Annotated in this window: 10 protein-coding genes; 4 read left to right on the forward strand and 6 right to left on the reverse strand. The window is 73.7% G+C overall.

Annotated elements, in window-relative coordinates:
* Positions 1 to 5: 5 nt before the first annotated feature.
* Complete coding sequence (locus QLQ12_RS33495; protein WP_282764729.1) at positions 6 to 818, forward strand: class I SAM-dependent methyltransferase; 813 nt, start codon at positions 6 to 8, stop codon at positions 816 to 818.
* A gap of 78 nt (positions 819 to 896) precedes the next feature.
* On the opposite strand, the gene QLQ12_RS33500 is transcribed toward QLQ12_RS33495, so the two are convergent.
* Positions 897 to 1,658, reverse strand: a complete 762-nt coding sequence (locus QLQ12_RS33500) for a GNAT family N-acetyltransferase (RefSeq protein ID WP_282764730.1) — start codon at positions 1,656 to 1,658, stop codon at positions 897 to 899.
* Between the two features lie 42 nt (positions 1,659 to 1,700).
* Between QLQ12_RS33500 and QLQ12_RS33505 the strand changes: the two genes are divergently transcribed.
* The gene (locus tag QLQ12_RS33505; RefSeq protein ID WP_328518333.1) at positions 1,701 to 2,468 is read left to right on the forward strand and encodes a SanA/YdcF family protein; all 768 of its coding nucleotides are present in this window, start codon (positions 1,701 to 1,703) and stop codon (positions 2,466 to 2,468) included.
* Between the two features lie 328 nt (positions 2,469 to 2,796).
* Here the strand turns inward: QLQ12_RS33505 and QLQ12_RS33510 are convergent, their stop codons facing one another.
* The 5 genes from QLQ12_RS33510 to QLQ12_RS33530 form a co-directional block, all read right to left on the reverse strand.
* Positions 2,797 to 4,812: a hypothetical protein gene (locus tag QLQ12_RS33510; RefSeq protein WP_282764731.1), complete on the reverse strand. Its 2,016-nt coding sequence runs from the start codon at positions 4,810 to 4,812 to the stop codon at positions 2,797 to 2,799.
* Between the two features lie 791 nt (positions 4,813 to 5,603).
* Positions 5,604 to 6,719 carry a VWA domain-containing protein gene (locus QLQ12_RS33515; RefSeq protein WP_282764732.1) on the reverse strand — a complete coding sequence of 372 codons (1,116 nt, stop codon included), beginning with the start codon at positions 6,717 to 6,719 and terminating at the stop codon, positions 5,604 to 5,606.
* Positions 6,716 to 9,037: a DUF5682 family protein gene (locus tag QLQ12_RS33520; protein ID WP_282764733.1), complete on the reverse strand. Its 2,322-nt coding sequence runs from the start codon at positions 9,035 to 9,037 to the stop codon at positions 6,716 to 6,718. Before QLQ12_RS33520 ends, QLQ12_RS33515 begins: the two co-directional genes overlap by 4 nt.
* Positions 9,034 to 10,149, reverse strand: coding sequence for an ATP-binding protein (locus QLQ12_RS33525; RefSeq protein ID WP_282764735.1), 1,116 nt, complete (start codon positions 10,147 to 10,149; stop codon positions 9,034 to 9,036). Before QLQ12_RS33525 ends, QLQ12_RS33520 begins: the two co-directional genes overlap by 4 nt.
* A complete protein-coding gene (locus tag QLQ12_RS33530; protein ID WP_282764736.1) occupies positions 10,146 to 13,445 on the reverse strand; it encodes a DUF4132 domain-containing protein in 3,300 nt (1,099 codons plus the stop codon). Before QLQ12_RS33530 ends, QLQ12_RS33525 begins: the two co-directional genes overlap by 4 nt.
* A 235-nt stretch (positions 13,446 to 13,680) precedes the next feature.
* Here QLQ12_RS33530 and QLQ12_RS33535 point away from each other — a divergent pair, with 235 nt between their 5' ends.
* Both QLQ12_RS33535 and QLQ12_RS33540 read left to right on the forward strand, forming a co-directional pair.
* Positions 13,681 to 13,902, forward strand: coding sequence for a helix-turn-helix transcriptional regulator (locus tag QLQ12_RS33535; protein WP_282764737.1), 222 nt, complete (start codon positions 13,681 to 13,683; stop codon positions 13,900 to 13,902).
* 221 nt (positions 13,903 to 14,123) lie between these two features.
* Positions 14,124 to 14,876: a GNAT family N-acetyltransferase gene (locus tag QLQ12_RS33540; RefSeq protein ID WP_282764738.1), complete on the forward strand. Its 753-nt coding sequence runs from the start codon at positions 14,124 to 14,126 to the stop codon at positions 14,874 to 14,876.
* The last annotated feature ends 64 nt before the right edge of the window (positions 14,877 to 14,940 follow it).

The raw sequence follows: 14,940 nt of genomic DNA on the forward strand, positions 1-14,940 counted from the left end.
GTGACATGACAACAACAGTTAAGACGAAGCACCGTGCCATGTGGGCCTCCGGCGACTATCCAGCGGTCGCCTCCGAACTCGTCGCACCGCTGGGACCGGAACTGGTCGAAGCGACCGGGATCGGACCAGGGCAGACCGTCCTCGACGTCGCCGCCGGCACCGGCAACGCCGCGATCCCGGCCGCCCTGGCCGGCGCACAGGTGACCGCCAGTGATCTCACTCCGGAACTGCTCGCCGTCGGCGAGAAGAACGCCCCCGCCGCCGCCTCCGCGAAACTGACCTGGGTCGAGGCGGACGCCGAGGACCTGCCCTTCGAGACCGCCTCGTTCGACACGGTGATCTCCTGCATCGGTGTCATGTTCGCCCCGTTCCACCAGGCCGCGGCCGCCGAACTGCTCCGGGTCTGCCGTCCCGGCGGCACGATCGGGCTGATCAACTGGACGCCGGAAGGCTTCATCGGGCAGATGTTCGCGACGATGAAGCCGTACGCCGCGCCGCCTCCGCCGGGAGCCCAGCCGCCGCCGCTGTGGGGCGACCCGGCCCACCTGTCGTCCCTGTTCGGCGACGGCGTGACGGATGTGTCGGTGGAACGCCGCAACCTGCGGGTGGACCATCTCGGCAGCGGCGCTGCTTTCCGGGACTACTTCAAGGTGAACTATGGGCCGACCATCGCGGTCTACCGCAACATCGCCGGCGAGCCGGCCCGGGTCGCGGCCCTGGACGCCGAGTTGCTCGCGCTGGCCGAGCGTCACGACACCGGCGGCGGCGCGATGAACTGGGAGTACCTGCTCTACACGGCACGGCGGGCGCCGCGGTGAATCATCGATCGCCGCCCGCGCCGTGGCCAACGGCCTCCTGGCCAGGCCTCCTGGCCAGCGGCTTCCCTTGCGGGACGATCAGCGGCGGCGGGCGGCGGCCACCCGGCGGGTGGTGAAACCCAGCCGGGTGTACGTGGCAAGCGCCGCCGTGTTCCAGTAGTCCACCAGAAGGGCGACCCGCTCCCGGCCGGCGAGCAGTTCGTCGGCGGCGAACGCGCAGATCGCCGCCCCGAGCCCTCGCCCCCGAGCCGATGGGCGGGTGGCCACGCCCGACATGAACCCGATCTCTCGCGTCGACCACGCCTCCGCGGCCACGGTGAGCAGTTCGCCACCGTCGCCGCGGATGCCGGCCCACCGGTGGACGCCGGCGGCGCCCGGCCACGCGTAGGACTCCGGATAGGCCTCCCGCATCATCTCGGTCACCTCGGGCCATTCGTCCTCGCCGAGCCAGACCGGCGTGGGCCCGGTCGTTGCTCCGCGCCGCACCGCTCCGGCCGGCCCGCCTCGCTGCCCCCGCTCGGCCGAACCGCAGCGCCTCACCGGCTGGGTCGTCTCCATCCAGGCGAAAGTGGCGCTCACCTCGAGTTCCGGCACGCGGGCGACCACCTCGTTGACCAGTTCCTCGGTTCCGAACGGCCGGAACGTCTCGCCGGTCTCCGCGAGCACCTCCCGCAGCAACTTCGCCACCGCGGCCGGCTCGCCGTTCATCACCAGGCGGTCCCAGTGCGACAGATCGGGGCAGGCCACGACGACCGCATCGGGCCGCCGCCAGACCCGCGCGCCGGGGGCGGGCAACGCCCACCGAACGAGCGGATCCCGGCGATAATCGATCTCGATCATGGCGTCATGCTGCCATTGCCCGGGTCTGCCATCCTCGGTCCGGTGCCGAAGCGTCCCGTACTCCCCAGCTGGCTCTCGTTCTCGCTCCGCCGTGGGCGGCCGCGGATTCCGGAGGGCCTGTCGGCCCGGTTGCGTGGTGCTCTTTCCTGGCGACGGCTGCGCCGCCTGATGGTGGTGGGCACGCTGGGCGCGATTCTCGCGGTTCTCGTCGCGGTCGGCTGCGCCCGATGGGTGCGCTCCGGCGCCGACGGTTACCTCTACGACCTGGCCGCGGTGCCCGCCGCCCCGGTCGCGCTGGTGCTCGGCGCCCAGGTCAACTCCGACGGCCAGCCGTCCGCCTTCCTCGCCGCCCGCCTCGAGATCGCCCGGCAGCTCCTGGCCAACGAAAAGATCAAGGCGATCCTGGTCTCCGGCGACCATGGCGAGTGGGCCTACGACGAACCGGGCGCGATGCAGGCCTGGCTTGTCGCCCGCGGCGTCCCCGCCGACCGGGTGGTCCAGGACCATGCCGGTTTCGACACCTATGACTCCTGCGTCCGAGCCAACAAGATCTTCGGCGTACGGCAGGCGATCGTCGTCACCCAGGACTTTCATCTGCCCCGGGCCGTCACCCTGTGCCGCAAACAGGGCATCGACGCCACCGGTGTGGGTGACGACACCGTCCGCGTCTACGAGCGGATGTGGATCCGGGGCGAGGTCCGCGAGTACGGCGCCGCCGTCAAAGCCGCCGCCGACGTCCTGACCGCCCGCGACCCGATCTTCCTCGGCCCGCACGAGACCGGCGTCGAGGACGCCGTCGGAACCAACTGACCGGTTCCGGCCCTCTCAGTCCGGGCGGCCGTCGGTGGCCGGCTGCCCTCACGACCGTCGCGTCGACGCGGATCATCGGCTTTCACCGGCTGCGGGTCACCGCTTCACCGATCCACTCCACCCGTTGCGGGCATCGGCTCCACCGACCCCCTCCACCGGCCCTTCACCCGGTTGCGGGCATCGGCTTCGCCAACCCGCTCCACCGTCCTTCCACCGGTTGCGGGTATCGGCGTTCACCAACCGCCAAGCCCGGCGTCCCAGCGCAGGCTCAACGTCCCGGCACGGCAGTAGGAACGAGGCCAGCGCCCGCCAGGCCTACGAACGGCGGTCAGAGGAGGTCGGCGGCCAGGCCCACCCTCAGATAGGCGTCGACCCAGGCGCGGCACGCCTCCGCGCCCGGGTCGGGGCCGAGACGCGCGGCCAGTTCGTCGAGGGCCGATGCCACCCGGTGCAGACCCACCCGGACTAGGGCTGACCTGCTGGAACGCAACCTCTCCGGGTAGGCGGAAGGCAGATGCGCCAGGCCGCTGTGTGCCGCCTCGGCCAGCACCGCACGGGCGGAAGCCACCGCCTCGGCCAGCGGGTCCGCGGCATCGTCCGCCGCGGAAACCCCCGACCAGGACCGCCCGGAGGCGGGATGGTCGCTGGTCGGCCCGGAAACGGCACTCTCGCCGGCAGCTTCCGCGGCGGGGCGGTAGCTGGTCGGCCCGGAGGCGGGAGGGTCACCGGTCGACCCGGAAGCGAGACGGTCACCGGTCGGCTCCGGGGCGAGACGGCCGCCGGTCGGCTCCGGGGCGGGACGGCCGCCGGGCCCGGACGGCTTCGGTGCTGGGCGGTCCAGAGTGGCCGGGTCGGTCAGGTCGGGGACGATGGGCGGGCCGTCGGCGGCGATCGCGTAGGGGTCGATGACGACTCCGCCGCCGGTGCGGTGCACGCTGCCGGCCACGAACCGTGGCCGTCCTCGCCGCCCGTCGAACGCCGCCGCCACCGCGTCCAGTCGGCCCGGCGCTACGGCGGCATGGGTGGCGAGGACCGTCGCGGTGTTCCCGAGAGTGTCGCGGATGTCGACGGTGAGCCGCTGCGATCCGGGCGAGTAGTGGCTGTCACCCACTTCCGCGATCGCCAGGACACGAACCAGTTCGGCACGCACCCGGGCACGGACCGGCCGGGGTGGCATCGCGTCGAGTTCCGCGGCGAGGGCGGCATAGTCGCGGACCAGCAGGCCGGGAGGGAAGCCGTCCCAGGCGCCGCTCGAGACGGTGACGGTGGATTTCGCGACCCGGCCGGCGCTCAACCGCACCGCGCGGCTGGCGCTGCGGACCGCGGACTCGGTCACCAGGGCGCCACCTGCGACGGCCCCGACGGTCGTTCCGGCGATCCGCCTCCGGGACAGGGCAGGACCGTCGTCGGAGGTGGTCCACTGCCGGTGGGAGACGAGAACGACACCGCTGGCCGGCAAGCCATGGAAGATCTCGATACGCCGTTCGCCGTCGGCCCCGGTGACCCGGGCGCCGAGGCCGTCCAGGCGTACCCGGCGCAACGGCGTCTCGGCCGCCTCCTCGGAGCCGAGCACCCGGGCACGAACCGCCGCCCCGTTGTCGGTGGTCACCGCACGATGCCGGGCGAAGAGCTCCGCGATCAGGTCGGCGAGCTGTTCCGGCGAGTAGCGAGCGCTGCGGTCCTGATACGCGGTGAGCTGGCCGGCGAGTTCGGTGGCGGTGTCGAGCGGCCACCGCAACCCGGCCCGTTCCAACTCGGCGAGACGGGCGGCGGCCATGCCTGCCAGCCCGGTGCCCGCGTGAACGGCACCGGCCCGCAGCACGTCGGCGGCGAACTCCACGACTGCTTCGAGGCCCGACCCGGCGGAGACGTCACCGCCCCGGGAGCCGCCCACGTCCACCACGCAGGCAGCGGCGTCGGGCTGCTGCTCGTCAGCGGTCCGGAACGCCCAGACGGCCAGGGCGATCACATCGTCACGGATGCCGGCCCGGGCATCGGTGTGCACATATCCGAGGTCGTGTGGCACCAGGAACCGCACTGTCGCCGCGGGCAACTCCACCACCGGCACCGGACCGCGCCGGACCCGGGCCGTGTAGCCGGCCCGTTCCGCCCGCCGGGCCGCCGTGACGAGACGGGCACCGATGCGCGCCACCAGATCGTCGTCGGTGAACCCGCCGGGCGACCAGGCGACCCGATGGCCGGCCGTCGGTGCGGGCGCGGGCATCGAGCCGCCCGCCCCGGCGAGCACGACGTCGGCTTCGCCCGGCGCGACTTTCGCCACCCCGGCCGGGCTCGGCTCACCAGCGAGCCGGCCGGCGACGCCCGGCAGATCACCGGAAGGCACGGCAGACCCGGGCTCAGCGACGGGAGCCGCCGACCGCTCCGGCCCAGCCACCTGACCAGCCGACCTTTCAGGCCCGGCGTCCCGCTCAGGTCCGGCGTCCCCCTCAGGCCCGGCGGAGTCCTCGGGTTCGGCGGCCCTCCCGGTCCCGGCCGCCTGCCCAGGCTCGGTTCCGGGTGCGATCGGCTGTCCGGGCTCGGTTCCGGGTGCGATCGGCTGTCCGGGCTCGGTCCCGGGTGCGATCAGCTGTCCGGGCTCGACCCCGAGTGCGGCCGACGCCCCTAGCCCGACGCCGGATGTGGCCGACGGACCAGGCCCGATGCCAGGTGCGGCCGGCTGTCCAGGCGTGGCGGCCTCGCCGGGCCCGGCGGCAGACGAGGCCGAACGCCCCGGAGCTGAATGCCCTGGCGGAGCCGAACGCCCTGGCGAGGCCGAATGTCCTGGTGGCGCCGCCTGATATGCCAGGATCAGGCCGAGCAGGTGGCGGCAGACACCCGTGGCCCCACACGAGCAGCGGCCCCGCTCCAGGCCGCCCTCCGGCAGGGTCGCCCGGACTCCGTCACCGAACTCGGCGACGACGGCGGAACCCTCCGCCGACAGCCGGGGCGCTTCCCGCTCGACCTCCCGGGTGGCTCTTTTCACCAGGCCGCGGTTGGTGAGCGCGGCCAGCGCGTCGCTGTCGAGCGACCGCAGGTCGAGCCGCACGGGCAGACCGCCCGTGGCAGCCTCTCCCCGGTCAGCCCCACCGGCGGCAGCTTCCATGATCACCCGCTCACCGGTCACCCGTTCAGTGGTCACCGGCCCACCCGCTCCGCGACGAAGGCCGCCAGCTCACCCGGCGTCATCGCGCCGACCCAGGCGCCGGCGTCGGCCAGTCGCTGCGCGCAGTCCCGGTCGTACGCCGGGTCCGCCTGCTCGTCGAGGGCCGCCAGCCCGAGCACGAGGGTGCCCTGCTCGACGAGTTCCCGCACGGTCCGCACCAGCACGGCCTCCGACCCACCCTCGAAGAAGTCGCTCACCACCGCGACGATCGCCCGGCGTGGCTGCTCCACCAGTTGGGCCGCGTACCGGACCGCGCGCGCGATGTCGGTGCCGCCGCCGAGCCGCGTCTTCATCAGCAGTTCCACCGGATCGCTGACGTCGGAGGTCAGGTCGACGACCTGGGTGTCGAAGGCGATCAGGTGGGTCCGCACGCCGGGCAGCCCCCACAGGCAGGCGGCCGTCACCGCCGAGTGGATCACCGATGACAGCATCGACCCCGACTGGTCCACGACGAGGATCACCTGCCACGGCGAGAGCTCCCGGCGGGTACGGGACGAGAAGTACGGCGTCTGGACATAGATGCGCTGCTCGTCGGGCCGGTAGTTGCCCAGGTTGGCGCGGATGGTGCGCCGGGCGTCGAAGTCGCGGGCCTGCTTGAAGCGGCTGGCCCGCCGGGACCGTGCCCCGGTGAAAGTCTGCCGCACCTCGGTGGCGAGCCGCTCCATCAGCTCACGGACCACCGCCTCGACGAGCCGCCGGGCCAGCCGCAGCACCTCGGGGTTCATCAGGTGCTTGGTGCGCAGCACCGCACGCAGCAGAGCCGGGTTCGGTTCGATCCGTTCCAGCACGCCGGGGTCGGTGACGATGTCGTCGATCTGGTATCGCTCCACGGCGTCTCGTTGGAGGCGCTCGATGGTCTCCTTCGGGAACAGCCGGGTGATGCCGTCGAGCCAGTCGACCGTGGTCAGCTGGGACGGCCCGGAGCCGCGGTCCCGCCGGATGTCGCGGCGGCCGAGTTCCTCGTCACGGCCGTAGAGCCACTCCAGGGCCGCGTCCCGCTGTGCCGACTCCCCGCCCAGCCCGCCGAGGCAGCCGGCGGCCGGTTCGCCCAGGATGAGCCGCCATCGTTCCAGGCTCACGTCGGTCATCCGGACTCCTCCGCGCTGATCAGCCCGGCACTCGCCAGTCGCTGCTCGATCATCTCGTCTAGGGCCATCCCGGCGGCCACCGTCTCCGCGCCGACGGTCACCCGGAGCAGGTCACGGCCGGAGCCGCCCAGCCCGCGCCGGGCCAGCAGCCGCTCGCCGATCGTCTCCCGTTCCCGGGGCGGGAAGTACGTGAAGGCCTGCCGCAGCGCGGGCAGCGCGAACAGGAAGTCGTCGGCGCCGAGCCCTCCGATCAGGTCGTCGAGCAGGGTGAGGATGCCGGCGGGCGCGAGCACCGGCTCGCGGGCCACTGCGAACAGCCCGGACAGCCAGTCCCCGGCCGTCCCGCCCGCGAAGGCGCCACGCACGGCCTGCGCCGGGTCCGGGAACAGGCCCGGGGGCGCGGTCTCGTCGAGCAGGGAACGGCCCAGACCGAAGAAGGCGCCACGCAGATCGGGCGGCGCGGCGCGGTCGGCCGCGATCCGGCCGGCGACCTCGACCGCGGAGGTACGGTCCACGCCCACCCCCGCCGCGTGCACCACGGCGTCACGCACCGCCACGACCGCCGCGATCCGGGCACGGTCCGCCGGCGCCCCCGGCGCGTGCCAGCCCTCGGCCAGCCAGAGGATCCGCCGGCTGGCGGCCGCCACCACCACGCCGAGGGCGGCGCTGCCCGCGGTGCCGAGCAGCCGGTCGTGCCGCCACAGTGCCAGGGTGACCGCGAGCACCCGGCCGAGAACGGGCAGGTCGGTCGCCGTGGCCACACCGCGTTCGAGCCGCCCGGGCACGTCTGATCCGAGGTCGGTGAACCCGCACAGTGCCGCGTCGAACAGCGCGTCCGCGAGCGCGCCCAGGTCGCCGCCGGCCCCGCCGATACGCTGGGCGATCCGGGCCGCGGCTGCCGCTTCCAGGGTCGGGCCGTACCCGCCGGCCTCGATCAGGGCGGCCAGCCGGTGCTCGTGCCGCCGGACCGTCCACTGCTCGCGCAGCACCGGGTCGATCCCGGTGGCCGGGCCGGAGTCACGCCGGAATCCCGGTATGTCGAGCACCCGAACCCGGTGCAGGATCCGGCTGACCGCCCGGTCGCGCGGATCGGTCAGGTCGACGGTGGGCTCGCCCGCCCGGTCCAGGCCGTGGCGTTCGAGCTCGATCGTGGCCGAGTGCACCAGCGGTGGCAGCGGCGTGTCCGGGTGCAGCCGGCCGACCCGCTCCCCGCTGAGCGCGGCGGTCATCTCCACCACCGCCGGATGCTGCCCGGCTGTGACGACGCCCCGCACCGCCCACGGCAGAGGCACGTCGAGTGCTTCGTTGACCAGGGCGCCGGCCAGCCCGTCGAGCACGTCGACCCGGGCGGGATGGGTGTGGCCGCGCAGCCGGGCGAGGGCTTCCGCCGCGGTGCGCGCCGCGATCAGGTCGGCTGTGGAGACCGGCTGGCCGCGTTTCCGCAGGCGCCCGGCAACGGCGGTGACCAGATGACGCGCTGCTTCCTCGGGTCCGCTCTCCCAGAGCCGCTGGTAGTACTCGGGCGACGGCATCCCGGATTGGTAGCCGCCGAACGCGTCAAGCCGCCGGAACGAGTACGGCACCAGGTAGCTTCCGGCGGTCGCTTCGGCCGGCGGCTGCGGGATCTCCGGCCAGCCCGAGGCGCCGGCCGGGGCGTCCGCGAGACCGCCCGAGGAGGGCTCGGCGACGAGCCGGAGCAGCGCGGGCCGGTGAAAGCCGCCGACCACCACGACGACCGGCCGGTCTCCCGCCTCGGCGCGGGCGGCCCGGATCCACCGGGCCATGTAGGCCTCCCGGGCGGTGTCGGGCTCCCCCGCCGCGGATTCGCCCCGGATGACGTCGAAATATGCCGACAGCCGATCGGAAACCCCGTCGGCGGGGCACATCTCGATGACGTGGTCCCAGAGGGCGTCGCTGTTGTCCACCCCGAACTCGGCGCACAGCCGCTCCACCGCCTCGGCATAGCGCAGTTCCGCGTCCGCGTAGCGGTTGTCCCGGTCGGCGAACGCCTCGTGCCACGCCGGCAGGTCGATGAACCGCAGCTGGGCCCCACTCTCGCTGCCGGCGCGCAGCGCCTCCCACTCCGGTGAGTACTCACAGAAGGGCGCCCACGACCCATGCCGCCGGCGATCGTCGAGGTAGCTGGTGAAGATCGCCACCGGCAGTTCGTGCCCGAGCAGCATCTCGCCGATCCGCTCGTTCATGTCGGCCGGACCCTCGATCAGCACGAAGGCCGGCCGCAGGGCGGCGATGGTCGAGCCGACCAGGCGGGCGCAGGCGGGGCTGTGGTGCCGGACCCCGATGACGGTGAGGCTCATCCGCCCGGCAGTTCCCGGCGGGCGTCGCGCAGCTCGCGCCACTGTGGGCCGGTTCGCCACGCGGTCTGCCGCTCCAGATAGCGGCGCAGTTTCGCAAGGTCTTCCGGGCTGTCCTTGGCGGCCGTCCCGGCGAGGCAGGAGACCAGGTCGGTGGTGGTCCCGGCGGCGCCGCGCAGGAACCAGCCGCGCAGCCCGACGGCGTGCGCGACCGAGACCGCCTCGGCGGTGCTCATCACCGAGGACAGGCGCTCCATCTCGTCGCCTCGCGCGGTGCGACCCGCACGCAGCTCGCGGAAGGCCGTGACCAGCACTTCGAGCACGTCACGCCGTGGTGGCGCGGTCACCCCGGAGCGCCGCAGCAGAGCCCCCGCCTCCGCCTCGACCAGTGCCAGCTCGGTGTCGAAGTCAGCGATCGGGAAGACCGTCTCGAAGTTGAAGCGCCGTTTCAGCGCCGAACTCATGTCGTTGACGCCGCGGTCGCGGGTGTTCGCCGTGGCGATGATGTTGAAGCCCTCGCGGGCGAACACCATGCCGGCGTCACCCGGCAGCTCCGGCACCGCGAGGACCCGGTCGGAGAGCGGGGAGAGCAGGCAGTCCTGCACTTCCAGGGGACAGCGGGTGATCTCCTCGAACCGGACGGCCTTGCCGTGCGCCATGCCGCGCAGCAGCGGCGCGGGAACGAGGGATCGCTCGGTGGGGCCCTCGGCGACGAGCAGCGCGTAGTTCCACGAGTACTTGATCTGGTCTTCGGTGGTGGCCGCGCCGCCCTGGATGGTCAGCGTCGAATCGCCGCTCACCGCGGCCGCGAGCAGTTCGGAGAGCAGTGATTTCGCGGTGCCGGGCTCGCCCACCAGCAGCAGCCCGCGGCTGGTGGCGAGACTGACCAGAGCCCGGTCGATCAGCGACGGGTCGCCGACGAACTTGCGGGAGACGCAGAGTTCCTCGTCGCCGACGATGAAGGCACGGGCAGCCCGCAGACTGAGCGCCCAGCCCGGCGGGGTCGGGGCGTCATCGGCGGCCCGGAGCCGGGCCAACTCGTCGGCGTGGCGCACCTCGGCGGGCGGCCGCTGCACCTGCGACGGCGTGGCCGCGGGAGTGGCGGTAGCGGTCACGGAAGCACCTCGGTCAGTTCGCGCAGCGTCTCGGCCGCGGTGATCGGGTCGAGTTCATCGACGCGGTCGGCCTGGTCCTTGCGGAACCAGTGGTGTTCGGTCGAGGGCGCCACCCAGAGGGCCTCGACCGTCTGGTCGCCCAGCACGTCGACGGCGCCGACCGCGATGCCCGGGTCGAGGGCCAGGACCAGGTGCAGACCGCCCGGGACGTCACGTTCGAACCAGCCCTGCACACCGCCGTCCTGCGGGGCGCCGCGGCGCCAGCCCCGCCGCTCCAGCCCGAGCAGCGTGGTGCTCGGCGCCGTCCGCCCCACGAACGCGGCGGCCCGCGCCGGGGTGAGCGGCTCGACGCCGCGCCCGAGCTGGGGGAACGGTTGCAGGATCTCGTAGTCGGCGAAGATCTCGCCCCAGGCGGCCAGGTCGCCGCCGAGGTGCAGCGGGTGGGCGATCCCCACCTGCTCGGTGTCGCCGAGGGTGACGGTGTCGTCGGTGACGCCGGCGAGGCTGTGGTCCTCGGCCAGGCGCAGCCCGCCGGCCGGTCGCCCGGCGTCGTCGAAGCGCACCCAGACGAGCCGCCGGACCAGGTGGCGCAGCAGCGGGTGGGCGGCGAGGAACTGCCCGAAGGCGGCGCCGGTCCACCGCCGCTGATCGACCATGGCCCGCTCCAGGCGGCGCACCTGGTCGGCGGCGATCGCCCGGACGTCCTTCTTCAGGGCGGCGAATCGCGCGTACGACTCCGGCGCCAGCACCGGATCGTCCTGCGCGCCCGGCTTGGGCAGTGCCTTGAGCCGCTTGCCCGACCCGTCCGCCACGAACGGCTTGAGCTGCTCGTCGAAGCCCACCGTGAAGGTGCGCCGACCGTAGTCGAGCACCATGCTGCCGGCGGCGTCCAGCCCGAGGTCGGGCACGAGACGGTCGGCCAGCTCGTCGGAGGTAAGGCCGAGCTCCGCCGCCAACTCGGCGATCTTGTCCACCGCCCGGTCCTTGAGCCCGCGGAACTTGACCTTCTGCGCGATGCCGTTGAGGTACATCAGGGCGACGTCGGTGCCGATCGCGGCAAGCACGTCGAGGCCGGCGACCGCACGGGCATGACCGCCCTCCCCGGGCCAGGCCCGGATCACCGGGGCCAGCCGCCGGACCGTCTCGTCGTCGCCGAACACGCCGAGCGCGCCGAACGCCCAGCCCTGCTTGGCCGGATGCCCCGCCTCACGCCACCGCCCGAACAGCGCCCAGGCGAACTCGGCCAGGTCACCCGCCTCACACTCGGCGGCCGCCGTGGTCAGGCCGGGATAGACCCCGTCGGCCCGGGAGACGGCCAGCATGGTGAGCAGGTGCCGGACCGCCTCGACGGGCAGCGCGCCACGGCCGCCGGTGAGCCGCACCGGGGGCAGCACCGCCGGGTTCGCCCAGTCCGGGAGCGTGGGCATCGTCCTGGGCAGGATGGTCAGCGGGTCGACGGCCAGCACCTCCTCGACCGCCGCGACGGCCGGCGCGCCGAACTCCGCCGCGGCGGCGAGCACCACGTCACGGGGAAGGACACGGAGGGCGGCCTCGGCGTCGGAGCGGGACTGACCGGCTCTGCCCACCCCGGCCGGGATCAGAGCCCGGGCGGCGAACGCGGTGTGCCGGGCGAACCAGGCCGTGGCCGTCGGCCGGACCGAGCGCGACCGGGCGTGCCAGCCCGCCATCAGCATGGCCACCGCCGGCGAGACGACCGGCGCCAGTAGCGGTGCGGCCGCGACCGGCGCGCGGCGGGCGGCGTCTGTCAACGGCGCGACCGCCTCGGTCCCGTAGCGGGCGAGCAGTTCCTGGCCCCAGTCGCCGATGTCCCACGTGTCGGAAGGCCGCCAGGCCGCCACCCGGGGAAGGGTCAACTCGTCCGGCCCGCTCAGGAAGAACTCCTTCTCGTCCCAGCCGGTCGACGCGTGGGTGCCGAGATTCTGCACGATCGGCGCCCAGTCCCTGGTGCCGCCGTGGCGGGCCGCCCAGGATCCGTCGCCCCACGTCTCCCGCTCCCCCGGCGCCCACTCCACCCGGACCTCGTCCGCGCTGCTCAGCCCGGTGACGACGAGCGGCTTGCGGGCCACCGGAGCGAGCCACGGCGGACTCACCGGGATGGGCGGCAGGTCGCCGGGGGCGGCCAGGCCGGAGTCGGCCTCGGCGAGCACGGCGTGCGCGGCGTCGAACCGGTCGGCGGCCGGCCCGGCGAGCAGCGGGCGGACCTCGGCGGCCACCGCCCGGTGGTTGACCAGGTGGTCGCGCAGCAGACGCTCCGCGGCCGGCGCCTCGGCCAGCAGGCGCAGCGCCCGCGCCGGGGCACGGCCGGCCGCGTCGGCCAGAGCGGGAGGCACGTCCTGGTGGTCGATGCGCTCCAGCAGGGCGGTGAACGCCTCGTCGCCGCCGATCGCGGAGAGCAGCGAGAGCAGCCTCTTACGGCCTTTGGCGTCGGCTGTCGGCGCGTCGAGCCAGCGGGTGAGCGCGGGCGCCGCCGCCGGGCCCAGGGTGGCCGCGAAGGTGTAGACCCGCTCGTTCTCACACAGCGCCGCCCACGGCTCGATCTGCTCGGCGAGGCGGGACGCGAACGGCTCGCCCGCCACCGTGAGCAGGAGCCCTTTCAGGAACTCGCGGCCACCCATCGCCAGGAGCGCGGCGCAGATCTCGTCGGCCCACACCGCCTCGTCGGGCGCCATCACCGAAGCGACCGCCCGCTGCACCAGCGAGGGGCCGCGCACCGCGCCCAGAGCGGCGACCACCTCCGCATACTCCCCGGCGGAGGTGGCCACGATCGCGCGACGCAGGTGGTAGGCCATCCGGATGGCCGTCCCGGCGATGAGTCCGCCGGCATCGCCGTCGGGCACGGCACGGGTGATCGCTGCGCCGACCGGGGACGATCCGAAATAGAGCGCGGCGAGCTCGGCGGTGGCCGCCGCCGCGAAGGGCAGGCCGTGCCGGGAGCGCCAGTGGTCCGCGAACGCGGCCAGCTCATCCCGGCGGTGCCACGGGAGTGGAGCCGCGACACCCCGTGCCACCACCGCCGCGCCGAGCGGGGTGGCAGCCGGATCGCCGGCGAGAAAAGCGTGCCCGGCCTCGGCCAGGTCGTCCGGCGTCCGGTGGTGGTCCAGCACGCTGCGCACATCTTCGGAGAAGTCGCTCAGCAACACCTCGGCGGCCTCGACGTCGGCCTTTCGGGTCGGTGGAGGGACCGCCCCGCCACGGCGCCGCGGCAGGACGAACCGTTTCCACGCGGACGGCACGACGAACGTCTCCACCGGGTCCACGCTGCGCACATCGGCCACCGGCCCACTCCCCAGGCACTCGCTCCACCAGAACGCGCTGAACCTTAGCGATCCCCACCGACAAAATTCCGGCTGTGCCGGGCCCGGCACAGCGGGGATCGATCGAGACCGTTTCGCGGTCCACGACGGGCCGGAGTGGAGGGAATCGGCACGGCGACGTGAACCGCGACACGGCGAAGACTGACCCGCCCGCAGACTGGCGCCCCGCACTTGTCGTCTGCCTATAGTCGTATGCATGGCATCATCGACGCTTCGCCTGTTGGGCGCACACGAGATCCGCACCCAGATCGGCGAGATCAGCCGGCAACGGGTCTACCAGCTGGCCCGGCGGCCGGATTTCCCGAGGCCGGTCGCCGAGCTGGCCCAGGGCAAGGTCTGGCTCGCCGAGGAGGTGGAGGCCTGGCTCGAGGCCCGGCGCATCAGGCTCGACACCCCACGGCATCCGGGTGAGCCGTGAAGCCGCCCGGCGAACGGGGTTGCGTCGGCTCCGCGATCGTGAAACCCTCGCCGGGTGCCCGCGCCAGACGTGCGGGCCCCCACCTTTCGAAAGAAGTGAAGCCTGTGATCGCCGCCCGGCCCTACGGCCGCCGCTGAGCGTTCCCGCCCCGCGGCGGCCCTGCGACAGCTCGTGTTCACGTCCGCAGGTGTTCTTCACTCTCTCGAAAAGGCTTCTCCACCATGGATCTGCGCATTCAGCGCTCCGTCGTGTCCAACCTCCGAAACCGGCCGAAGGCTCTGGAGATCGGCCCGTTCGTGGCCGGCCTCGACCCCGACACCGACAGCCCGTTCATCAACTACGCCTCCCCCATTCCCGGCGCGCCGATCACCGCGGCCGACGTCGACGCCTTGGTCGACGCCTTCATCGGGGCCGGCCGCAAACCCCGCCTGGAGTACGTCACCAGTTGCGTGCCCGAGCTGGAAGACCTTCTGCTCGCGGCCGGTTTCACCATCGAGGCCCGGCACCAGTACCTGATCTGCACGCCGCAGACGGTGGCCGCTCAGCCCGTACCGGAAGGGTTGATCCTGGTGGAGCCCACCACGGACCCGGACCGCGCCGCCCTGACCGCCGCGGCGAACGAGGCCTTCGGCGAGGCGCCGGAGGCGTCCGAGGCCGACATCGCCCGGGTCCGCCGGAATCAGGAGCGGGGTGGCGTGGTTCTGGCCGCTTTCACTCCCACCGGGGAGTGCGCCGGCGCCGGTCAGGCGATGCCACCGAGCGATCGGCTGAGTGAGGTCGGCGGCATCGGGGTCCGCCCGCCGTTCCGCCGCCGCGGCCTGGCAGCGGCGATCACCGCGGGGGTCACCCAGGGGATCTTCGACCTCGGCGTGGAGTTCGCCTGGCTGGAAGCCAGCGGGGACGACTCCTGGCGGGTCTACGAACGGGTCGGCTACGTGCCGGCCGGCCACCGCCTCTACATCTCGAAGGGCTGACCCCACCGTTCGCGGCCGGGCCCAGGGGCGGCCGCGTACCGGGGCCCCGCCAGGCCCGGCGGGA

Origin of the sequence: Actinoplanes sandaracinus, assembly GCF_030009775.1 — a bacterium.
Taxonomy (GTDB): Bacteria; Actinomycetota; Actinomycetes; order Mycobacteriales; family Micromonosporaceae; genus Actinoplanes; species Actinoplanes sandaracinus.

Coding starts and splice junctions, on each gene's coding strand:
- QLQ12_RS33515 (WP_282764732.1), bottom strand. CDS start 6,719: ATGACCGACGTGAGCCTGGAACGATGGCGGCTCATCCTGGGCGAACCG.
- QLQ12_RS33495 (WP_282764729.1), top strand. CDS start 6: ATGACAACAACAGTTAAGACGAAGCACCGTGCCATGTGGGCCTCCGGC.
- QLQ12_RS33500 (WP_282764730.1), bottom strand. CDS start 1,658: ATGATCGAGATCGATTATCGCCGGGATCCGCTCGTTCGGTGGGCGTTG.
- QLQ12_RS33540 (WP_282764738.1), top strand. CDS start 14,124: ATGGATCTGCGCATTCAGCGCTCCGTCGTGTCCAACCTCCGAAACCGG.
- QLQ12_RS33535 (WP_282764737.1), top strand. CDS start 13,681: ATGGCATCATCGACGCTTCGCCTGTTGGGCGCACACGAGATCCGCACC.
- QLQ12_RS33520 (WP_282764733.1), bottom strand. CDS start 9,037: ATGAGCCTCACCGTCATCGGGGTCCGGCACCACAGCCCCGCCTGCGCC.